The sequence below is a fragment of the Flavobacteriaceae bacterium genome (genome assembly GCA_014075215.1).
In the GTDB taxonomy this organism is placed as follows: Bacteria; Bacteroidota; Bacteroidia; order Flavobacteriales; family Flavobacteriaceae; genus Polaribacter.
This window is the reverse complement of the sequence record CP046177.1, coordinates 3,204,938-3,225,191: the sequence shown is the minus strand read 5'-3', so window position 1 is coordinate 3,225,191 and position 20,254 is coordinate 3,204,938. Positions and strand designations below refer to the sequence as shown.

Below are 20,254 nucleotides of genomic sequence, written 5' to 3'. Positions count from 1 at the left end.
TCTACACTCCGGTTTTTTTATGGCACAAAAAAATACTGCAGATAAAAAGATTGCTCCTCTTCTGGATGAAATAGATGTAAATGTGGTGATACCTTTTGAAAATGCCTCTTATTATATAAAAGGACTATTAGGAACTTCAGATGTATTTTTATCTTTTTATGAAGTAATTAATGTATTGGAAATTCCAATAGAGCGTAGAGATGGTATTTTATATGTTCATGATAAAAGATTCGAAGAACCTTATTTATTTGATTTTCCTGAAAACCGTATGGTAATTGATAAGGTAGAATCTGAAATAGATACCCACAACTTTATTGTTTTACGGCCGGATAAAGAGTACGTCAGGCCGGAGTTTTTGAAAAAGTTTGGAATTATTATCGAATATTTAAGAAAAGATATCTCTGCTATTTTAACAACAGAAGAAAAAAGCCCAAAAGAAGTTCGGCTTTTACGGGAAAAAAGCTTAAAAAACAGTATTAAAAATAAGAGTGCAAAAATACTGCAGTTGGATACTGTTTATACTCAAGACAAAACTCTTTATCGTTTCAATTCCATAGATTATACTATTGGTTTCAACAATTTTTCAAACCAAAAAAGTACTAGTTTTATTAATGCCAATTCAAAACATGTAGTACTGGGAGGCAGTCTGAATCTGGGGTATCGTTTTCAACCCGGAGAGGAAGGAAGTAATTTTTTAGATAACCTGTTTTTTAACTGGAAAAACGGCTATGACGCCAAATTTATAAAAAACCTGGAGATAGGCGAATTAGGAGGTCTGGGATTTACTAATTTTGGCAGAGTTAGTAAAAGCTACGGAATACGTTTTTCTAACAAACATGCGTATATAAGAAGATATAGAGAACAAGAAATTAACGGATTTATAAGTCCTAATACCCCGATAGAATTATATGCAGGTAGGGAGTTGGTAGATTATCAATATAGTGACGGTAACGGCTATTATTCGTTCAAATACACACCGGTATATGCCAAATCTTCTATTAGTTTAAGATACATTGATGAGAATGGAAACTTAGTTGAACAGCACAATAACTTGGGGTTACTACCTCAGCAAAATGATAAAAACGAACTTACTTACGAATCTTTTTTTACAGCTTCGGAAAATAATATAAATGGTGGTTTTAGAGCAAACTACGGGATTACGAGAAATATAACTACTTACATGGGGATTCAGAATATCACTCATTTTAAAAATTACAAACCCAAAACTATTCCCTATTCGGGAGTATATACAACCTTTTTTAAAAATAACCTCTCTGTAAATGCAGCATATCAACACAGTAGCCTGTTCAATGTTTCCTTTCGGGCTTCCACTAATAAGTATGGTAATTTCAGAGGAGAGTATACCGATTTTTTTGCTAATAATGTAATTCCCGGTCAAAGCAATCGGGGAAAAGAATTTTTTATAGCCTACCAAAAAAGAATGACTTTATTTAAAAGAATGGTGTTGTCATTAAACCTTCAAAAAGAAATAAGTAAAACAGCTATTTTAAGAAATACTACAATTGTCGGATTAAAACTGGATATCTCGAAATATAGATTTAGCTACTCAAATGTAATGAACAGTTCATCGTCCGATAATGCTTTGGTATCAGAATTAAATCGATCTCAATTTGGACTAGATATCAATGCTGGCAGAGCAGTTAAAATTAACCTTCAATATTTCGACGATTTTAAAACCGAACAATCAAAACAAAGTATTTTAAATATACAGTATAAACCCAATTCAAATTTTTCTATGAGGATTTCAGCCAGTTGCCGTGCTGCATTTAGAGATATAAATGTAGCTGTTTCGTTGCGATATGATCTTTCATCATTTTTAGTAAAGACTGATATAAATTATGGTAGTGGCGGTTTTTCAAATAGTAATGCACTATCGGGAAGTTATATTTTAGGCAACAAAGGAGGCCGAAGTACTCTAAAAAGCAATGCAGATGTAGGAGGGACTGGCGCACTGTTAATTCCGTTTCTCGATAAAAATAATAACGGTTTTAAAGATAATGACGAGCCCATGGTTAAAGGAGTACGTTTAAATTTTGAAGGCGGAAATCAAAGAGAGTTTTTAGAAAACGGAAGCATTTATATTCATAAAATGACACCCGGAATAGTCCAGGAGGTTGAATTAAATCAAGACAGGGTTGAAAATATATATCACCAATTAGTATATAAAACCATTGGTATCAGACCTCAGGCAGGACTTTACAGTACTATTTTCTTACCATTTAGAGAAGTTGGTGAAATAGAAGGAGTTGTATCTTTTGATAAGAAAATAGGAAGACCTTCAAGAGTATCAATATACAATATGGAAAATAAAAAAATTGCAACTGCAAAGGTTGAATCCGACGGATATTTTAGTTATTTGGGATTAATTCCCGGAAACTATTACCTGAAGATAGATGTAAAAGATATGGACATAGAACATACCATTACACCTTTTGAATTATTGCCCAATTCAGAAGAAGGTGCTTATTTGGGAGGACTTAAAATCAATTTTAATTAGGGCGTGTTAACACTAAACGAGAATCATGGATTTTTTAGCTATTTTTTGGATTTTGAGGCAGTTTTTGGATCAAGACTAATTGTTGTGTTTATGCAAAAATTGTAGTTAATCTATAGAGGAAGAATTCTGTGTTTTTGACCCCTCTAAATTGTAATCTAAAGGCTTTGATTTTGGCATTGAAAGATTCTGCCGCTGCATTAGTACTTCTATTAATGAAGTAATTCAATATTGATCTATAGTTAAGCCTGATAGAGTTTGCTATGGTATTAAAAGCCTTGTATGCTGTTTGTTCTACATCTTTATACCAATGCGCTAGTTTTGTATAAGCGACTTGTATTGAGTTTGCTGTGTTGAAGATATTTCTAAGTCCTTGTACGAGCTTAAAAGCTGTTTTGATATCAGGATATCTTTTAAAGAGGATGTTAGCTCTTACTCTTTGATCTTCTGTCCAATTACTTGGTGCTTTGTAGAGTAAGTATCTGCTTCTAGCCAAGAGTTGCTTTATGGTATCTCCATTTTCTAATATTTCAGGGTAATATTCTTTGTTATTGGTTTTGGCAAGTTTGATCCGTTCATTTTCTGTATCTATGGCTTCCCATCGATGTTTGATCCTAATTTCTTGAAGTGCTTCTAGAGCTAGTTTCTGTACATGGAATCTATCGGTTACTTGTATGGCTTTGGGGAAACACCGTTTGGCAATCAGCTTCATGGAGTTCGCCATATCTAGGGTAATTTCTCTGACCTTGTTTCTTTTCGCAGATGAGATTTTAAATAGGTGTTTGATAATAGGTTCTGCTTTGGTAGTAGCTATGATCGCCACAATACTTCCTTTCTTTCCTTTAGCTTTTTTATTGGTAACGATGGTGTAGAGTTCTCCTTTTGATAAGGCTACTTCGTCGATAGATAATCGAGTTCCTATATTCTCAGGGAAGATCAACCACTCTTTGGCATGAGACTTTTCCTTCCACTGTTTAAACTCACTCAAATAATCTCGATACTGCCTTTGGAACTTCTTCCCATTCACGCCATAGATTCTTGCAATGGTTTTGCAATCACTCTTCTCAGTATCGACTAATCTCTTTTAAAAAAGCAGCAAACTCACCTGTCATGCGAGTTCCCTGAGCTACTAGATTCCAATCTCTTTGAATGATTTGCCTAGTCTCTTTATCTAACCATCTACGTCGCCTTACGTGAAGATACACAGTGTTTCCACGCAAAGGAAAGTCTTCAATAGTAATCTCTTTGTGGAAACCATGAGCAATTACATTAGGATTTATGACTTCTTTAGGAACAACATTACGCTCTTCAAAATACAAATGAAGTTCCTCATTTCGATGAGTGTGTCTTACCAAATCAAAATGTTCTACGAGCATCTCAGGTAAGATGAATTTTAAAAGGTCTAAGGATAATTCCAATCTCTGTTTTTTTTTACAAAGATCAAAACTTTAATTCAATCCACACAAAACTTTTGACCCTGATCCCTAATTGCTTCGTTTCACTCGCAAAGACACACTTCATTCAATCTTCAATTAACAATTAATCTTCATCTGAACTCACACACAACTTTTGTGACTGATCCTATCGGGGATCAAGACTAATTGTTGTGTTTTAGGCAAAAATTTGTGTTAATCTGAACAGGAAGAATTCTACATTTTTAACACCTCTAAACTGCGCTCTAAAGGCTTTAATCTTAGCATTAAAAGATTCAGCAGAAGCATTTGTACTCCGATTGATAAAATAATTGAGTATTGACCGATAATTTATAGAAATTGTATTTGCTATTGTATTAAAAGCTTTAAAACCAGATTTTTCTACATCATTATACCAATGTGCTAGTTTTGTATATGCAATTTGTATTGATTTAGCTGTATTGAATATATTTCTAAGGCTCTGATTTAAGTTAAAAGCCTTTTGAATATCAGGATATTTTTCAAAAAGTATTTTGCTTCTTAGATATTGATTTTGTGTCCATTTTTCAGGAGATTTATAGAGTAAATATCTACTTCTAGCTAAGAGTTGTTTTCTAGTGTCCCCATTGTCAAATATCTCAGGTTGATACTCTTTACCTTTTGTTTTTGCTAACTTGATTAGGTCATTTTCTAGGTCTATTGCATTCCATCGATGTTTTATTCTAATATCTTGTAGCGCTTCTAGAGCTAGTTTTTGCACATGGAATCTATCAGTTACTTGTATGGCCTTAGGGAAACATGTTTTGGCTATATTTTTCATAGAGTTCGCCATATCTAGTGTAATTTCTTTGACTTTGTTTCTTTTTTTAGAGGATATTTTAAGTAACTGTTCTATAATGGGTTCTATCTTAGTGCCTGCAAAAACCCCTACAATAGCTCCTTTTTTACCTTTGGCTTTTTTATTGGTAATAATGGTGTAGAGTTCTCCTTTAGACAATGCTGTTTCATCAATAGATAAATAAGCACCTATATTTTCAGGAAAAACATGCCACTCTTTAGCATGTTTTTTTTGTTTCCATTGTTTAAACTCACTTAAATAATCACGATATTGACGTCCAAGTTTTTTACCATCAACTCCGTAAAATCTACCTATAGTTCTACAATCACTGGTTTCTCTATCTACTAATTTCTTTTAAAAAAGCAGCGAACTGCTCTGTCATTCGAGTCCCCTGTGCTACTAAATTCCAATCTCTTTGTACAATTTGTTTGGTCTTCCTATCTAACCATCTACGACGTTTAATGTGAAGATATACTGTGTTGCCTCGTAATGGAAAGTCTTGAATGGTAAGCTCTTTATGAAATCCGTGAGCTATCAAGATACGTTCTGATTCTTCTTTGGGAACTATGTTACGTTCTTCAAAATACAAATGCATCACTTCATTTTCAACACTATGTTTTGACAAATCAAAATGTTCAACTAACAACTCTGGTAAAATTAATTTTAGTAAATCTATATAAGTATCCAACCTCCTTTTTTTACAAAGATCACAATACTATTTTAAATTCACACACAACTTTTGAGATTGATCCGATATCGGCTCACTCATTGCTAATGGTAGACCCTGTCTATCAGTTAAATAAAGAGCATTAGTGGTCTTACGCTTTTTCCTCCCTTGATATTCAACCTGATCACCACCTCTTATCGCTGGTGTATGACTCCCGTCTAAGTCCACACTTGAAAGGTCTGGCTCCTTCTTGTGGCTCAATCCAACTTTGCTTTAAAATACCGGACAAACACCACTTCCTGTAATGGTAGTGTACAGTATTCCAAGTCAAGGATTCCCCTTCAAACAATGTTTTGACGGGTAACTGATTCCATTGAACACCTGTCTTTAGCTTGTAGAGAATTGCATTGACAATCTCAACTAATGGAACAGTAGGTGGAAAACCTCGTTTTGTTTTTGGAATAAGTGGAACTATTTCCATTTCTATTGTATCTTTATCTAGTACTGTGTACATAAGGGGTTGTTTTTAAATTATTTACGCTTTGCAACGCAAATATCAACAACCCTGTTTTATTGTTAAAAAAAGTTTAAATCACTTCATAAACAAAAATTTTGCGAAAGACCAATATCTGAACAATTTTAAATATCATGTTTTCGAATTTTTTTTAGAAAAAATATCAAAAGATGTGATATTGAAATATGATGTTTATTGGTATTTTGAATGAAGTATTAGATAAAATTCAAGGGTAGTACAATTATAATATACTGCCCTTTTTTTAATGATTTAAAAATGATGAGAAAAGCAGCATTAAAAATTGTAGTAACTGAACTCATTTAAAATTTTTGTATTTAGCAATATTTATGATAATGACTTTAATACCTATAGGGTGTAAAGCACAAGCTCCGCAGTCTGATATACAAACAGCAATCATTGGAACTTGGCTTGCAGAAGATGAGCCAGGAGTTAAGCTAGTTTTTAATTCTGACGGAACATACAAAACCTATTACGACAATGAACTAACAGGTACTTATTCTTTTTCACATCAGTGTGGTTCGGAATCAGATAAAAAAGCTTAGTAAAAAAACCGAACTTTCAAACTTCAGACTTTCACAGAAAAAGATGTACGAAATCGTTTGAAATTAATACTTTTGCGGCAGCATTTAATTTTTAATTTCACACATAATATGTCAATAATAGCAAATTACGAAAAAGAAGTTACCGTACAGGCTCAAACAAGAAGAGCTACCATTGAATTTATAAATATTGTAAACGACTTATGGTATGATAAATCCATAGAACTGGTGTTATTCAGGAACCCGTTGGTAGACAAAAGAGCAAGTGAAGTTTTAAATTTAATTGGCTATGCCAAAGAATTTGTTATAAAACCGATTACCATCTACGATGCTTTGGAAATAGCCAGAGCTATTAAGCAGGTAAAACTGCCTTCTTCAAAATTAGATATCGGTAAGCTTGCCTACGAATGTTATCTGGATATGGGCGGTTGCAAGGACAAAATAACATTTATAAAAAATCAACTAAAAAATGTAACCGAGGCACAAAATATCAAACCTAAAGATGTGGTATTATATGGTTTTGGCAGGATAGGCAGGTTATTAGCCCGAGAACTGATGTCAAAAATGGGAAAAGGAACTCAGTTGAGATTAAGAGCTGTTGTTACGCGAGGAGAAATTAACCAAACCGTATTAGAAAAAAGAGCTTCGCTATTAAACATAGATTCGGTACATGGAGATTTCCTGGGAACGGTACAAACCGATGTGGAAAATAATACACTAATCATTAACGGAACTACTGTGAAAATGATTTCTGCAAACACACCGGAAGAAATTGACTATACGGCATATGGAATCAAAGATGCATTGATTATAGATAATACGGGAGCATTTAGAAGTAAAGAAACACTGAGCAGGCATTTAAAAGCAAAAGGAGCAGCCAAAGTATTATTAACAGCACCTGGGAAGGGCATACCTAATATTGTACATGGTGTAAATCATAAAGAATACAATCCTGATACGACTGATATTTTCTCGGCAGCATCTTGTACCACCAATGCAATTACTCCTGTTTTAAAAGTTATAGAAGATAATTACGGAATTATCAAAGGACATTTGGAAACAATTCATGCATATACCAATGACCAGAATTTAGTAGATAATATGCACCATAAATACAGAAGAGGTAGAGCAGCAGGACTAAACATGGTAATTACCGAAACAGGAGCCGGAGAAGCAGTAACAAAAGCCTTACCTGCCTTAGAAGGAAAACTAACATCAAATGCCATTCGGGTACCTGTGCCTAACGGGTCATTAGCCATCTTAAGTTTACAATTACATACAAATGTAACTACCGAAACACTAAATGCTATGCTCAAACAGAATGCTTTGGAAGGAGATTTGGTTGAACAAATAAAATATTCATTAGATAACGAATTGGTATCTTCGGATATTATTGGCACTACGGCACCGTCTATTTTTGACAGTAAAGCTACCATTACAAACGGGAATACCGTTGTTATTTATATTTGGTATGACAATGAATACGGATATTCTCATCAGGTAATACGTTTGGCGAAATACATAGCTAAAGTAAGAAGATATACCTATTATTAATAAATAGTTGAATGCCCATTTAGATACATATACAATGAACTCATTTAAAAGTTAAAAACCTCAAGTTATTTTAAAAAAATAAAATAATGAGACCTTTGCAGAATTGATTCGGGAATTTTTCAATCTTTCAATTTTTTAATTTTTCAATCAGTTAACTAATATTGTGAATTTAAAGTTTGTAATTTATATATAATGAGTATAGAACGGAAAATACAATTCCTTAGAGAAGAACTACACCGGCATAATTATAACTATTATGTACTGGACAATGCAACGATTTCTGACTATGAATTTGATAGTAAACTCAAAGAATTAGAGCAGTTGGAAAAAGAAAATCCGGAATTTTTTGATGCCAATTCACCCACACAAAGAGTGGGAGGAGGGATAACAAAAATTTTTGAAACCATTGTACATAAAAACAGGATGTATTCTTTAGATAATTCGTACTCAAAAGGAGATCTGTTAGATTGGGAGAAACGTATTCAAAAGATGTTAGATACAAAAAACATTGAGTACACCTGTGAGCTAAAATATGACGGAGCCTCCATCAGTCTGACGTATGAAAACGGAAGGTTTGTTAGAGCAGTAACTCGCGGTGACGGTTTTCAGGGGGATGAGGTTACAACCAACATCCGCACCATTAAATCAATACCATTAGTGCTCCATGAAGATTTTGTTTCCGATTTTGAAATGCGCGGAGAGATCATTCTGCCATTAGATGGTTTTCAAAAGATGAATGAAATCCGAGTTGCTAACGGAGAAGAACCCTATCGAAACCCCAGAAATACAGCAAGCGGAAGCTTGAAAATTCAAGATAGTAATGAAGTAGCCAAACGCCCTTTGGATTGCCTGCTATATCAGGCTGTAACCGACGAAAGAAAATATACTACCCATTATGAAGGCTTAGAAGCAGCTAGAAAAACAGGTTTTAAAGTTCCGGATACTATCATCCTGGCAAAAACCACTGATGAAGTATTCGATTTTGTGAACCATTGGGATAAGAAACGTCATGATTTACCCTATGAGACAGATGGCGTGGTAATCAAAGTAAATAACTTACAACAGCAAGAAGAACTGGGATATACTTCCAAATCTCCGCGTTGGGCAATGGCTTATAAATTTAAGGCGGAACAAGTATCCACTATATTGCGTGAAATTACATACCAGATTGGCAGAACAGGAGCTATTACACCGGTAGCCGGACTCGAGCCGGTACAGTTAGCAGGAACTACTGTAAAACGAGCATCTTTACACAATGCAGATCAGATAGCAAAGTTAGACATTCGAATACATGACACGGTTTTTGTTGAAAAAGGAGGAGAGATTATTCCTAAAATTATTGCTGTGGATATTACAAAAAGACCGGAAAATTCAAAACCTGTTGTTTATGCAATCCATTGCCCGGAATGCAATACCGAACTGATAAGAACCGAAGGCGATGCCAAGCACTATTGCCCAAATGAATTTGGTTGTGCTCCTCAAATAACAGGTAGAATTCAGCATTATATCAGCAGAAAAGCAATGGATATTGATGGTCTGGGAGGTGAAACAGTAGATTTATTGCGTAAAGAAGGACTCATAAGAAGCTATGCAGACTTATACGATTTAAAGGCAGAGCAACTGATCCCTCTGGAACGAATGGCAGAAAAATCAGCGCAAAACACCATCGATGGAATAGCAAAATCAAAAGAAATTCCGTTTGAAAAAGTATTATTCGCTTTGGGAATCAGATTTGTTGGAGAAACGGTAGCTAAGAAATTAGCCAAGCATTTCAAATCAATTGACAATTTATTGTCCGCAGATTTTGAAACCCTAACAGCTGTAGACGAAATAGGAGACAGAATTGCACAAAGCATTGTGGATTTTTCTAATAATTTGAGCAATATTGAGCTTATAAACAGGTTAAAATCTTACGGAATACAAATGCAGGTTGCTGCTAAAGACCTGGAAAATCAGACAACTAAATTAGAAGGAAAGGTGTTTGTAGTTTCGGGCGTTTTCCATCAGATGAACAGGAATGAACTCAAAAAAGCTATCGAAGATAACGGAGGAAAGGTAACCTCTTCCATTTCCAAAAAAACAAATTACGTAGTTGCAGGAGATCATATGGGGCCTGGCAAAAAAGCAAAAGCAGAAGACTTGGGAGTACCAATTATTTCCGAACACGATTTTATTCGTATGATACACTAATACAGTTGAAAAGTTAGAAAGTTATGAGTTTTGAGTTTCAGATAAATCAGACCCGGCTTCCAATAAAAGGAATATCTCTTTTATATTGAATTAATAACATGCCACTTGCCATAAAGGCAACCATTGCACTTATAAACAATGCACCGCTGTCATTATTATGAACAATCCCTATAATTGTAAGATGAGATATAATTGCTCCGGACATAGTCCCGAAAGTCAATAAAGCTCCAAGCCATGTCTTTTTCGGAATGAAAAGCAATATAAAAGCAATGAGTTCTATTATTCCCGTACCTATCCTCATTAGTGCTTCCTTTTCACCGGCAATTTTGGTAAACAAATCAATACTCTCCTGAGCATTTGTGAATTTAAAAAATAAGGTCTGCAACATAATTATTGCAGCAATCAATTTTAGGGCTAAAGGGAAATATTTTTTCATTTATGGTTAATTTAAAACTTCCCTCTTAGACGAAAAAAAGAATTAAAATTACACTAAAATTGTTTTGCCGGTAGCATATTTTTCGTTTTTTTCATTAAAATAAAAATCGATTCTACCTACATTTATTCCGTAAGCACCCACCTGATTTACAAGTATGTTTTCATGATTACTATTCTTAACAATAGTAGGTTTAGGTAAAAAAGTATGTGTATGCCCTCCAATAATCAGATCAATATTTTTGGTGGCTTTTGCCAAATTTAAATCCGAGATGTTATCAGGAGATCTTTTGTAGTAATAACCCAAATGTGAAAGGCAGATTACGAGATCACGTGCTTCTTTCTCTTTTAAAATACTACTGATATCCTGCGAAACCTCAATAGGATCCAAATAAACAGTTTCTTTATATAAACTTTTTTCTACCAAACCTTTTAATGCAATTCCCAAACCGAAAACTCCGATTTTTACCCCATCTTTATAAATAATTTTATAGGGTTTTACGTGTGAATCTAAAACAGTGTTCGTGAAGTCGTAATTAGCCGAAACAAAATCAAAATTCGCATGAGGCAGTTGTTTAAAAAAACCGTCGATTCCATTATCAAAGTCATGATTGCCTATAGTAGCCACATCATATTTTAACATGCTCATCAATTTAAACTCCAACTCACCTCCAAAGTAATTAAAATAAAGCGTCCCCTGAAAAATATCACCAGCGTCTAGTAATAATGTATTGGGGTTTTCTTTTCGGATAGATGCTATCAATGTAGCTCTTCTGGCAACCCCTCCTTTATTTGAATATCTATAATGGTTCTTTTCAAAAGGCTCTATCTGGCTATGTGTATCATTCGTATGAAGCACGGTAATATGCTTGCTTTTTCTATCTGTAAAAGAAGGTAAAGACGTTCCTCCTAAAATAACCAAAGAAGCTACTGCTGATTTTTTAATAAAGGCTCTTCTGTTCATTATTTAATGGTTACACGGTTGTCTAATGTAGCAGCTAAAGTATCCGTCACTCTAAAATAATCTGTAATGGCATCACGGACTTTATAAGCTAATTTATATAACTTAATCGGGTTTTTAAAAAAATCCATTCGATCTCCGCCGGATTGCAAATAATTAGAGGTGAGTACACGATATGTTTTCTTACTATCGAATAACTCATTGCCAATTTTTAATGCATACCCTTCTCCGTCAATGGAAAGTATCACTTGTTTTGACAAAGGGTGTGCCTTTTTATTCTTTATAAAATAATGAATGAGTTCCTTTGCTTTTTCGCCTGAAAGTTCAACTACCACAAAAGTATTTTCAAAAGGCATTAATTCAAACACATTTCTATAAGTTACATTTCCTTTAAAAATTCCGGAACGAATACCACCGTAATTAAACATTGCAAAATCAATAGTTTTACCAAATTGCTTCTCGAATAAGGGATTTGCTCTTTCATAGCACAAATCTGCCATTAAATTTCCCAAAGAACTTTGCCTGTTTCCATCTGTTCGTACGAGATCTTTTGAAGCATATGTTAAGATAGTATTTATTTTAGTAATCATTTGCTCTCTGTAAGGTTCAATGAACCGGATATAAGAAGCATCACTCTTCAAACTGCTGTCAATGGCAATGGTTTTTGCTTCAATCCTTGTATTCCTATGCGAAGCATTTTTACATGAATAAAAAAGAAACACTACCAACATCATACTAACTGCTATTTTTCTCAAAAAAATAATGTTGTTTTCGCAGTGTTTTAAAAGAAAGTTTTGTTCTCTCATGTATAAAGAATAATTCTTTTTATTTTAGAAAAGTTATTTACCTGGTTTTTTTAATGCTAATACTTACAATGAACAAACAAACTTTATATCCAACTCTTTTACAAACTCAAAATCATCCATCCAGCGAACTCCCATATTGTCACAGATATGAGGGATTTTTATTTTGGTTTGTCGTTTGATAAAATCCTTTTTTTCTTTGGTGACAACTACAGCATTTTCATTCATGGCATGGGCAATTACCCAAGGGTCTGCTTTGGAATGAATTTGATTACTGGAAACCAAATACTGATGGTTGGGATTGGCAGCATATATCTTTTTTAAGCAGTTTGTAACTGCCATATCAATTTTTTTAATCGGGATGTCACTATTTTTTAACCATTTATACAAATCATCTTCTCCTTTTTCAATTTCTTCATATACCAACTCCGGAACAAAAATGATTCCTTTCTTTCCTAACTCGTTTAGAACATCCCAATACGAAGGGCAAATTGTAGGGGAGTAATATTTTTGCCAAGCCTGAATCAGCATATTCGCATCAACGCAGTATTTTATATGATCTTCTTCAAACATCAGGCCAGGAGTTTTTCAAATTTTTGAAACTTATTGATTTGTGTATTTAAAAGATTACTGGCTGTAGAGGGTGGCAATGAACCGTTATGAAAAGAATCCATAACAATTCTTGTAAATAACTTGCTGTTTTTTTGCAATCGAAGAAGGTAAAGACTAGGACCATCTTTTCTTTTTTTCTGTTTCTCTTTTTGTATTCTTTCTTTCTCTAAAAACTTTTCAAATTCGTTTTGTGCATCTTCTTTTAAAGATGTGTAGGTGGACTGAGAAATAAATTTAAGATGTAAAGCCCTTACTAAAAAAGCAAACGAACTTACTCCAAGTTCTTTCGCTTGTTTAAAAATTTGTTGATTCGATTGAAACACATCACTACCGAGTTGGTTCATTATTTCAGCAGGCATCAAAGCGTTGGCAGCAACTTGATTGCAGAACACTTCCACAGGATGCAGCTTTGATTTCGGGTTTTCTCTAAAATCAATATCGATTTCATTCGATATACCGGATTGTGCTATCCAAATATGAGCAAGTTCATGTACTAACGTAAAAAGCTGTGGCGCTTTCCAGTTTTTCGAATTAATGAATACAAAAGGTGCATATGTATCTGCAATGGCAAACCCTTGAATCACATCTTTATCAAGAATCAATCTGGAATGAATATAACTTGTGCGAGATATAAATATTCCTGCTTTTTCTGCCTTATCTATCCACTCATCAATAGACTTTTTTTTATAATTCCCAGGATTGATATTTAGTTTTTCAAGAATATTTTTGGCAACTACTTCGGGGCTATCGCTAATGGAATACTTCCCAACAAAAGACAATGCATCTTCTCCGATATCTTCAAAAAACTCGCTTATCCACTGTTGCTTCTCCTGAACATCTCGTATGATGAATAACGAAGCGGTATCAAGCTTTTTTGAATCATTACGCCTAAAATCTTGTAGTGGCTGAAAATCTCTTGGAATTTCAGGTAAAAAGAAAAGAGAAAATGGCCTTCGATAACTTTTGGCTAATATTTTTGCCTGACGGATTGTAGGGTAATCATCTCCTGATTCCCAAGTTAAAATCCGCTCTGGCGAGACCAAAACTTTTTTAGCAGCACTTTCAATAGAAATATCAGCGGTTTCCCGTGCCCACTTTAAAATTTCTGATGTTATAAATGCTTTCTCAGCCATTGTCTTCTTACAATTTTGATTTCTTATACAAAAATTCTTTGATCAAACCTCACTTTTCAAAGGTATAAAATAGAATTTAAAACGCTCATACTGTCAAAAAATTACAACTCAGCAATACTGGAAAACTGCCCAATGGCAGACCCATAAAACTTCGTCTATTATATTCAGAATTTTTAAAATACGGTTACATTCCTTTTAATGTGTGGTAGCCGTTCATTTTCTGTCAAAAATAATGGATTTTAAAAAAGATTAAAAATGAAAATACCGATGAAAACAAGCCTATTAGATATTATTAATCGTAGTCATACAATTATAAAAAAGAAAACTAAAATAGCTCAAACTTTGAAATTTTCCTTACACAATCTTTAAATAACTTTATAATTATTTTTGGCATTACCTCTTACATCATGTTCTAAATTTAGGCAATCAATTCACAGAAGTATCTTATGCAACTCAAGATAGAATCGATAATCAGATCAGGATTACCAGTACTATTTCTTCATATTTGCTTTGGATCACTTCTTTTTTCATAAAATGCATACGGTTCATTATATTTGCCCTGTGCTAAGATACATTTTTGGTTATTTATTTGATGAAGTTAAAAAAAATAAAAAGATACTTTTTGCAAAAAAAAATCAATGAGTTACTGCAAAAATCCATAATTAAAAAAATATCCGATCGTAATACGATTACTTCAATAGGTGTTTTAAGTACAGAAACACTTTCTAAAAATATGGATTTACAATCATTGATTGCTGAAAATTTTCAAACTAAAAATAGCTGCTATCTTAATTATAGAACATATGATAAGAAAAATGAATTTTCGGAAAAATATTTTTCTGAAAATAGCTTTGACTGGAAAGGATGTGTTATTGATGAAGATCTAAAATCTTTTTTAGGAAAAGAATTTGATGTTTTAATAACCGTATTTGACCAAAAAAACCTATATTTGGAATATACTACTTTGAAATCCGAAGCTATTTTTAAAGTAGGCATAGCAAACATAAATGACTCACTATTTGATTTGGAAATCCAAACTGACTTTTCGGATATTCACATATACCTGAATGAAGTAAAAAAATACTTGCAAATTTTAAGCAAGACAAGAACCAATTTATAAAATTCGTTTAAATAATGCTTACTTGAAACAGTCACATCAATCCATTACCCTATTGTTACATTATCTCATTGTTCTATACGGGCAATCAAATATTTTTATGGTATTTTATAGAGCATACATTTTTAAAAAGAGTAATTTTGCAATAGTATATTAAAAAACCAAAATGAAAAAATTCGAAGGAACCGGTGTAGCATTGATCACCCCTTTTAACGAAGACACCTCTGTAGATTTTGAAGCGTTAGAAAAGCTGGTAAATTATCAAATTGATAATGGAATTAATTACTTGGTAGTAGGAGGAACCACTGGCGAACCGATTACATTATCGAGAGATGAATTATTGGCTGTCAGAAATAAAGTAATAGAGACAAATAAAGGAAGATTGCCTCTTGTTTGCGGAATAGGAGGCAATAATACTGCAGCTTTAGTGGAAGAAATGCAAACGGCAGACCTATCATATTTTGATGCAATCCTTTCGGTATCCCCTTATTATAACAAACCTACTCAGGAAGGAATTTATCAACATTATAAAACGCTTTCCGAAGCAAGTCCTAAACCAATTATCGTATATAATGTTCCGGGAAGAACGGCATCCAATATTTTGCCAACAACAACCATTCGTTTAGCAAATGATTTTCAGAATATTATCGGGATCAAAGAAGCAGGAAACAACGTGCTGCAATATCTGGAACTTATAAAGAGCAGACCGAAAGAATTTTTAGTAATCTCAGGAGATGATGACCTGGCACCGGATGTTGTTTTAGCAGGTGCTTCCGGAGTAATTTCCGTTATGGGGCAAGGATTCCCTAAAGAATTTTCAAAAATGATACAACTTGGACTGGAAGGAAAAGCAAAAGAAGCATATCAATATTACTACAGGTTAATGGACGGAATAAGCTTAATTTTTAAAGAAAATAACCCCGCAGGGATAAAATCGATCTTAAAAGAAATAGGACTGTGTAAAAATGAAGTTCGTTTGCCTTTGGTAAGAGTGTCGGATACACTTCAAAAAGAGATTGCTAATTTTGTAAAAAACTTTTAAATTATTACACTTATGTTAACTAAAAGAATAGAAGATGCATTGAATATGCAGGTAACCGTTGAAGCAGAGTCTTCCCAAGTATATTTGGCAATGGCATCATGGGCAGAGACACAAGGCTTTGAAGGAGTTGCCACCTTTATGTATGCACACTCTGATGAAGAAAGGCAACACATGCTTAAATTAATAAAATTTATCAATGAAAGAGGCGGACATGCAAAAGTTTCTCAACTGGAAGCACCACCGGTTTCTTTTGGCTCATTCAAAGAAATGTTTCAAAATCTGTTTGATCATGAAGTAAAAGTATCAAAATCTATCAACGATTTGGTTGAGATTACATTGCAAGACAAAGATTATGCAACACATAACTTTTTACAATGGTATGTCTCCGAGCAAATAGAAGAAGAAGCCCTGGCAAGAAATATATTGGATAAGATCAATTTGATAGGAGATGATAAAGGAGGGTTGTACCTTTTTGATAATGATGTAAAAAGATTAATTACGATTCCTGAAAACGAGATATAAGTTTAATTCGGATTTAACAAACATTTAGCGAGATTTTTAGATCCATTTTATGGTTTTTATATTTTATTGCAGTATACAAAGTAACAGCATAAAAAACCATTTTATTTATCCATAATTAATTACTAATTTTGCCCGATGCAAAAAATTAAGAACTTTATCTTTTTGTTAGTTTTATGTACCGTTTTATTTGCATGTGGAGAATATCAGAGAGCATTAAACAAAGGCACTTCGGAAGAACAATACAAGCTGGCTGTAAAGCTTTATGAAGCGAAAGAGTTTAAAAAAGCGTTGCGATTATTTGAAAAAGTAATCCCGACTTACAGAGGAAAACCGCAGATGGAAAGGATTCAATTTATGGTGGCGCAATCTAATTTTAATAGAAAAAACTATATATTATCGGGGTACTATTTTGACAGATTTACCAAAAATTATCCGAATAGCTCTAAAAGAGAAGAAGCAGCTTTTTTATCTGCATACAGTTATAAATTGTCTTCACCTGTATACAGTTTAGATCCTACGGATATCTATAAAGCACTGAATGCTTTCCAACAATTTATTAATGATTATCCTAATTCTGCAAGAATAGCAGATGCAAATAAGCATTATAAAGAAACCAGACTGCAATTGGAAAAAAAAGCATTTGAAATAGCAAAAACATATTATAAAACTGCTGAACAGGATTTTAGAAATTATGAAGCAACCATAGTAGCTTTAGATAATTTACTTTCGGATTTTCTGGGAACGCAATACAAAGAAGAAGCTTTTTATTATAGACTGAAAGCACATCATGATTTGGCATTAAGGAGTACGGAAAGAAAAAAAGAACAAAGAATTAAAAATGCAATAAAAGCCTATCAAAAACTGATTAAAACCTTCCCTGAGTCAAAATATTTAAAAGAATCTAACGAAATGTTAGCAAACTTGCAGTTAGAACAAAAGAAATTAGTTAAGAAGAGTTAAAATGGATTACAAAGAAACAAATGCATCTACTTCTACAGTTACCTACAACAGGCAATCAATAGAAGCACCCACTGAAAATATTTACGAAGCTATCTCTATTATAGCAAAAAGAGCAACTCAAATTAATTCAGACTTAAAGGAAGAATTATTAGAAAAGCTGGATGAATTTGCTACTTATAATGATAGTTTGGAAGAAGTTTTCGAAAACAAAGAACAAATAGAGGTTTCCAGATTTTATGAAAAACTACCAAAACCTACGGCTATTGCTGTAGAAGAATGGTTAGAAAATAAAGTATATTATAGAATCCCGGACACTGAATAATGTCTGTTTTAAACGGTAAAAAAATTCTTCTCGGAATCACTGCAGGGATTGCCGCTTATAAAACGGCAAGCTTAGTTCGCTTATTTATAAAATCCGGAGCAGAAGTTAAAGTCATCATGACTCCTGACTCAAAAGATTTTATAACGCCTCTTACATTGTCTACGCTGTCTAAAAACCCTGTTCATACTGCTTTTTATGAAAAAGAAAATGAATTGTGGAATAATCATGTTGAACTTGGACTATGGGCAGATATCTTTCTGATTGCCCCGGCTACAGCAAATACGCTATCTAAGATGTCAAACGGTATTTGTGATAACTTGCTTTTAGCCACTTATTTATCTGCAAAATGTCCGGTATATTTTGCACCTGCCATGGATTTGGATATGTACAAACATCCATCTACATTACAAAGCCTGCAAGCCTTGGAGAAGTTTGGAAATACGATGATTCCTGCTGTGAGCGGTGAATTAGCCAGTGGTTTGATTGGCGAGGGCAGGATGGCAGAACCGGAAGATATCGTTTCATTTACAGAGGCAGATTGGATATCCAAACTACCGCTGAAAGGAAAAAAAATACTATTAACAGCAGGCCCTACCTACGAAGCAATTGATCCGGTTCGCTTTATAGGGAATCACTCCAGTGGTAAAATGGGCTTCGAACTGGCAAAAAATGCTGCCGATTTAGGAGCTCAGGTATTCTTGATAACCGGTCCTACAAGTCAACAACTCAAACATTCATCAGTAGAAATAATTCCTGTTCTCTCTGCAAATGATATGTACGAAGCCGCGCATCAATTTTTTGATGATGTAGACATAGCCATATTAGCTGCTGCAGTAGCAGATTATAAACCTAAAAATTATGTAAACCGGAAAATAAAAAAGAAAGATGCTTCGTTAGAAATATTATTGGAACCTACCAAAGATATTTTGGCTTCTCTGGGAGCAATAAAAAAAGAACAGTTTTTGGTAGGATTTGCACTGGAAACTGAAAATGAAATGGAAAATGCAACATCAAAACTAATTCGGAAAAAACTAGATGCCATTGTCTTAAATTCCCTAAATGATAAAGGAGCCGGTTTTGCAATAAACACAAATAAGATTACATTTATAGATAAAAGCTTAAAAACAACTGCTTTTAAACTAAAAGAAAAAAAGGAAGTGGCTATAGATATTTTAAATGAAATAATAAGTAGAATGAATGCGTAAAATTCTTTTTTTAATATTTCTTATTGCTTGTATGGCAACTATAAGCGGGCAGGAACTAAACTGTTTAGTAACGATTAATTCGGATCAAATTCCCGGATCAAATAAGCAAATTTTTAGCACGTTGGAAAAATCTATTTCGGAATTTATCAATCAGAAAAAATGGACTTCCAGGAATGTAAAACCTCAGGAAAGAATTAATTGCGCAATGACGATCATCATTACTTCGTGGGAATCCGGCCAGTTTAAAGGTACCATTCAGATTCAATCGACAAGACCTGTTTTTGGAACTGCGTATGCATCGCCCGTATTAAATCTAAAAGACAATGACTTTTCTTTTAGATATAATGAGTTTGACCAATTAATATATAACCCCACCCGATTTGATTCCAATTTAATTTCTACCATAGCTTTTTATGTATACATTATTCTGGGGGTTGACGCTGATACTTTTGCACTAAAAGGAGGTCAATCTTATTATAAACAAGCAGAGAATAGTATGTTACAAGCACAACAAAGCGGCTTGGCAACCTGGCAAAATAAAGTAGGTGATCAAAACAAATTTATGCTTATAGATAATTTGTTATCAACAAAACTAACCCAATACAGGAGTGTATTGTATAACTACCATAGAAATGGGTTAGATAAAATGGTTAATGATAATAAAAATGCAAAGCAACGTATAGAGAACTCCGTAATTTCTATGGAAAGTTTACTAAATAAAACAATCAGTAATTTTTTAATCCGGGTTTTCTTCGATGCAAAATCAGATGAAATAGTAAATATGTATTCGGATGGCCCCAACACAAGAAGCAAACAACGCCTGATACAGGTTTTAAGAAAAATCTCGCCGAATAATAGTAGTAAATGGCGAAAAATTAATTAATTTTAATTTCTT

The 20,254-nt window shown here is 33.6% G+C and carries 20 protein-coding genes and 1 pseudogene; 11 read left to right on the top strand and 10 right to left on the bottom strand.

From position 1 onward, the window contains the following. Nucleotides 1-19: 19 nt before the first annotated feature. Nucleotides 20-2,518 (top strand): hypothetical protein, encoded by a 2,499-nt coding sequence (locus GKR88_16025; GenBank protein QMU65638.1) that lies wholly within the window; start codon nucleotides 20-22, stop codon nucleotides 2,516-2,518. A gap of 88 nt (nucleotides 2,519-2,606) precedes the next feature. Here the strand turns inward: GKR88_16025 and GKR88_16020 are convergent, their stop codons facing one another. The 5 genes and pseudogenes from GKR88_16020 to GKR88_16000 all read right to left on the bottom strand — a co-directional run bounded on the left by GKR88_16020 (nucleotide 2,607) and on the right by GKR88_16000 (nucleotide 5,946). Next, on the bottom strand, nucleotides 2,607-3,560 hold the full coding sequence (locus GKR88_16020; protein QMU65637.1) for a DDE transposase: 954 nt from the start codon (nucleotides 3,558-3,560) through the stop codon (nucleotides 2,607-2,609). Between the two features lie 19 nt (nucleotides 3,561-3,579). Then, nucleotides 3,580-3,933 carry a transposase gene (locus tag GKR88_16015; protein QMU65636.1) on the bottom strand — a complete coding sequence of 118 codons (354 nt, stop codon included), beginning with the start codon at nucleotides 3,931-3,933 and terminating at the stop codon, nucleotides 3,580-3,582. Between the two features lie 193 nt (nucleotides 3,934-4,126). Then, nucleotides 4,127-5,080 carry a DDE transposase gene (locus tag GKR88_16010; protein QMU65635.1) on the bottom strand — a complete coding sequence of 318 codons (954 nt, stop codon included), beginning with the start codon at nucleotides 5,078-5,080 and terminating at the stop codon, nucleotides 4,127-4,129. Between the two features lie 22 nt (nucleotides 5,081-5,102). Further along, nucleotides 5,103-5,453 carry a transposase gene (locus tag GKR88_16005; GenBank protein QMU65634.1) on the bottom strand — a complete coding sequence of 117 codons (351 nt, stop codon included), beginning with the start codon at nucleotides 5,451-5,453 and terminating at the stop codon, nucleotides 5,103-5,105. Nucleotides 5,454-5,516: 63 nt separating this feature from the next. Next, a pseudogene (locus tag GKR88_16000) lies at nucleotides 5,517-5,946 on the bottom strand (transposase). Between the two features lie 329 nt (nucleotides 5,947-6,275). On the opposite strand from GKR88_16000, the gene GKR88_15995 reads away from it, so the two are divergent. The 3 genes from GKR88_15995 to ligA all read left to right on the top strand — a co-directional run bounded on the left by GKR88_15995 (nucleotide 6,276) and on the right by ligA (nucleotide 10,250). Continuing rightward, nucleotides 6,276-6,509 carry a hypothetical protein gene (locus GKR88_15995; GenBank protein ID QMU65633.1) on the top strand — a complete coding sequence of 78 codons (234 nt, stop codon included), beginning with the start codon at nucleotides 6,276-6,278 and terminating at the stop codon, nucleotides 6,507-6,509. Nucleotides 6,510-6,617: 108 nt separating this feature from the next. Further along, nucleotides 6,618-8,060 (top strand): glyceraldehyde-3-phosphate dehydrogenase, encoded by a 1,443-nt coding sequence (locus GKR88_15990; protein QMU65632.1) that lies wholly within the window; start codon nucleotides 6,618-6,620, stop codon nucleotides 8,058-8,060. Nucleotides 8,061-8,252: 192 nt separating this feature from the next. After that, nucleotides 8,253-10,250, top strand: a complete 1,998-nt coding sequence (ligA, locus tag GKR88_15985; GenBank protein QMU65631.1) for an NAD-dependent DNA ligase LigA — start codon at nucleotides 8,253-8,255, stop codon at nucleotides 10,248-10,250. A 46-nt stretch (nucleotides 10,251-10,296) separates the two neighbouring features. Here the strand turns inward: ligA and GKR88_15980 are convergent, their stop codons facing one another. The 5 genes from GKR88_15980 to GKR88_15960 form a co-directional block, all read right to left on the bottom strand. After that, nucleotides 10,297-10,686, bottom strand: coding sequence for a DoxX family membrane protein (locus tag GKR88_15980; GenBank protein ID QMU65630.1), 390 nt, complete (start codon nucleotides 10,684-10,686; stop codon nucleotides 10,297-10,299). A 48-nt stretch (nucleotides 10,687-10,734) separates the two neighbouring features. Then, nucleotides 10,735-11,646, bottom strand: coding sequence for a bifunctional metallophosphatase/5'-nucleotidase (locus GKR88_15975; protein QMU65629.1), 912 nt, complete (start codon nucleotides 11,644-11,646; stop codon nucleotides 10,735-10,737). Further along, the gene (locus tag GKR88_15970; GenBank protein QMU66754.1) at nucleotides 11,646-12,377 is read right to left on the bottom strand and encodes a UDP-sugar hydrolase; all 732 of its coding nucleotides are present in this window, start codon (nucleotides 12,375-12,377) and stop codon (nucleotides 11,646-11,648) included. The genes GKR88_15975 and GKR88_15970 overlap by 1 nt, the downstream gene beginning before the upstream one ends. Nucleotides 12,378-12,512: 135 nt before the next feature. Then, nucleotides 12,513-13,019, bottom strand: coding sequence for a DUF4411 family protein (locus GKR88_15965; GenBank protein QMU65628.1), 507 nt, complete (start codon nucleotides 13,017-13,019; stop codon nucleotides 12,513-12,515). Continuing rightward, nucleotides 13,019-14,191: an ImmA/IrrE family metallo-endopeptidase gene (locus GKR88_15960; GenBank protein QMU65627.1), complete on the bottom strand. Its 1,173-nt coding sequence runs from the start codon at nucleotides 14,189-14,191 to the stop codon at nucleotides 13,019-13,021. Before GKR88_15960 ends, GKR88_15965 begins: the two co-directional genes overlap by 1 nt. Before the next feature lie 622 nt (nucleotides 14,192-14,813). On the opposite strand from GKR88_15960, the gene GKR88_15955 reads away from it, so the two are divergent. The 7 genes from GKR88_15955 (at nucleotide 14,814) to GKR88_15925 (ending at nucleotide 20,242) form a co-directional block, all read left to right on the top strand. Then, nucleotides 14,814-15,311, top strand: coding sequence for a hypothetical protein (locus tag GKR88_15955; GenBank protein QMU65626.1), 498 nt, complete (start codon nucleotides 14,814-14,816; stop codon nucleotides 15,309-15,311). 163 nt (nucleotides 15,312-15,474) lie between these two features. Next, entirely contained in the window at nucleotides 15,475-16,350 is an 876-nt protein-coding gene (locus GKR88_15950; GenBank protein QMU65625.1) for a 4-hydroxy-tetrahydrodipicolinate synthase, read from the top strand. Between the two features lie 12 nt (nucleotides 16,351-16,362). Further along, a complete protein-coding gene (locus GKR88_15945; protein QMU65624.1) occupies nucleotides 16,363-16,872 on the top strand; it encodes a ferritin in 510 nt (169 codons plus the stop codon). A 135-nt stretch (nucleotides 16,873-17,007) separates the two neighbouring features. Beyond that, nucleotides 17,008-17,832: an outer membrane protein assembly factor BamD gene (bamD, locus tag GKR88_15940; protein ID QMU65623.1), complete on the top strand. Its 825-nt coding sequence runs from the start codon at nucleotides 17,008-17,010 to the stop codon at nucleotides 17,830-17,832. Nucleotide 17,833: 1 nt separating this feature from the next. Beyond that, complete coding sequence (locus GKR88_15935) at nucleotides 17,834-18,154, top strand: hypothetical protein (protein QMU65622.1); 321 nt, start codon at nucleotides 17,834-17,836, stop codon at nucleotides 18,152-18,154. After that, nucleotides 18,154-19,359: a bifunctional phosphopantothenoylcysteine decarboxylase/phosphopantothenate--cysteine ligase CoaBC gene (gene coaBC, locus GKR88_15930; GenBank protein QMU65621.1), complete on the top strand. Its 1,206-nt coding sequence runs from the start codon at nucleotides 18,154-18,156 to the stop codon at nucleotides 19,357-19,359. The genes GKR88_15935 and coaBC overlap by 1 nt, the downstream gene beginning before the upstream one ends. Beyond that, nucleotides 19,352-20,242, top strand: coding sequence for a DUF4835 family protein (locus tag GKR88_15925; protein QMU65620.1), 891 nt, complete (start codon nucleotides 19,352-19,354; stop codon nucleotides 20,240-20,242). Before coaBC ends, GKR88_15925 begins: the two co-directional genes overlap by 8 nt. Nucleotides 20,243-20,254: the final 12 nt, after the last annotated feature.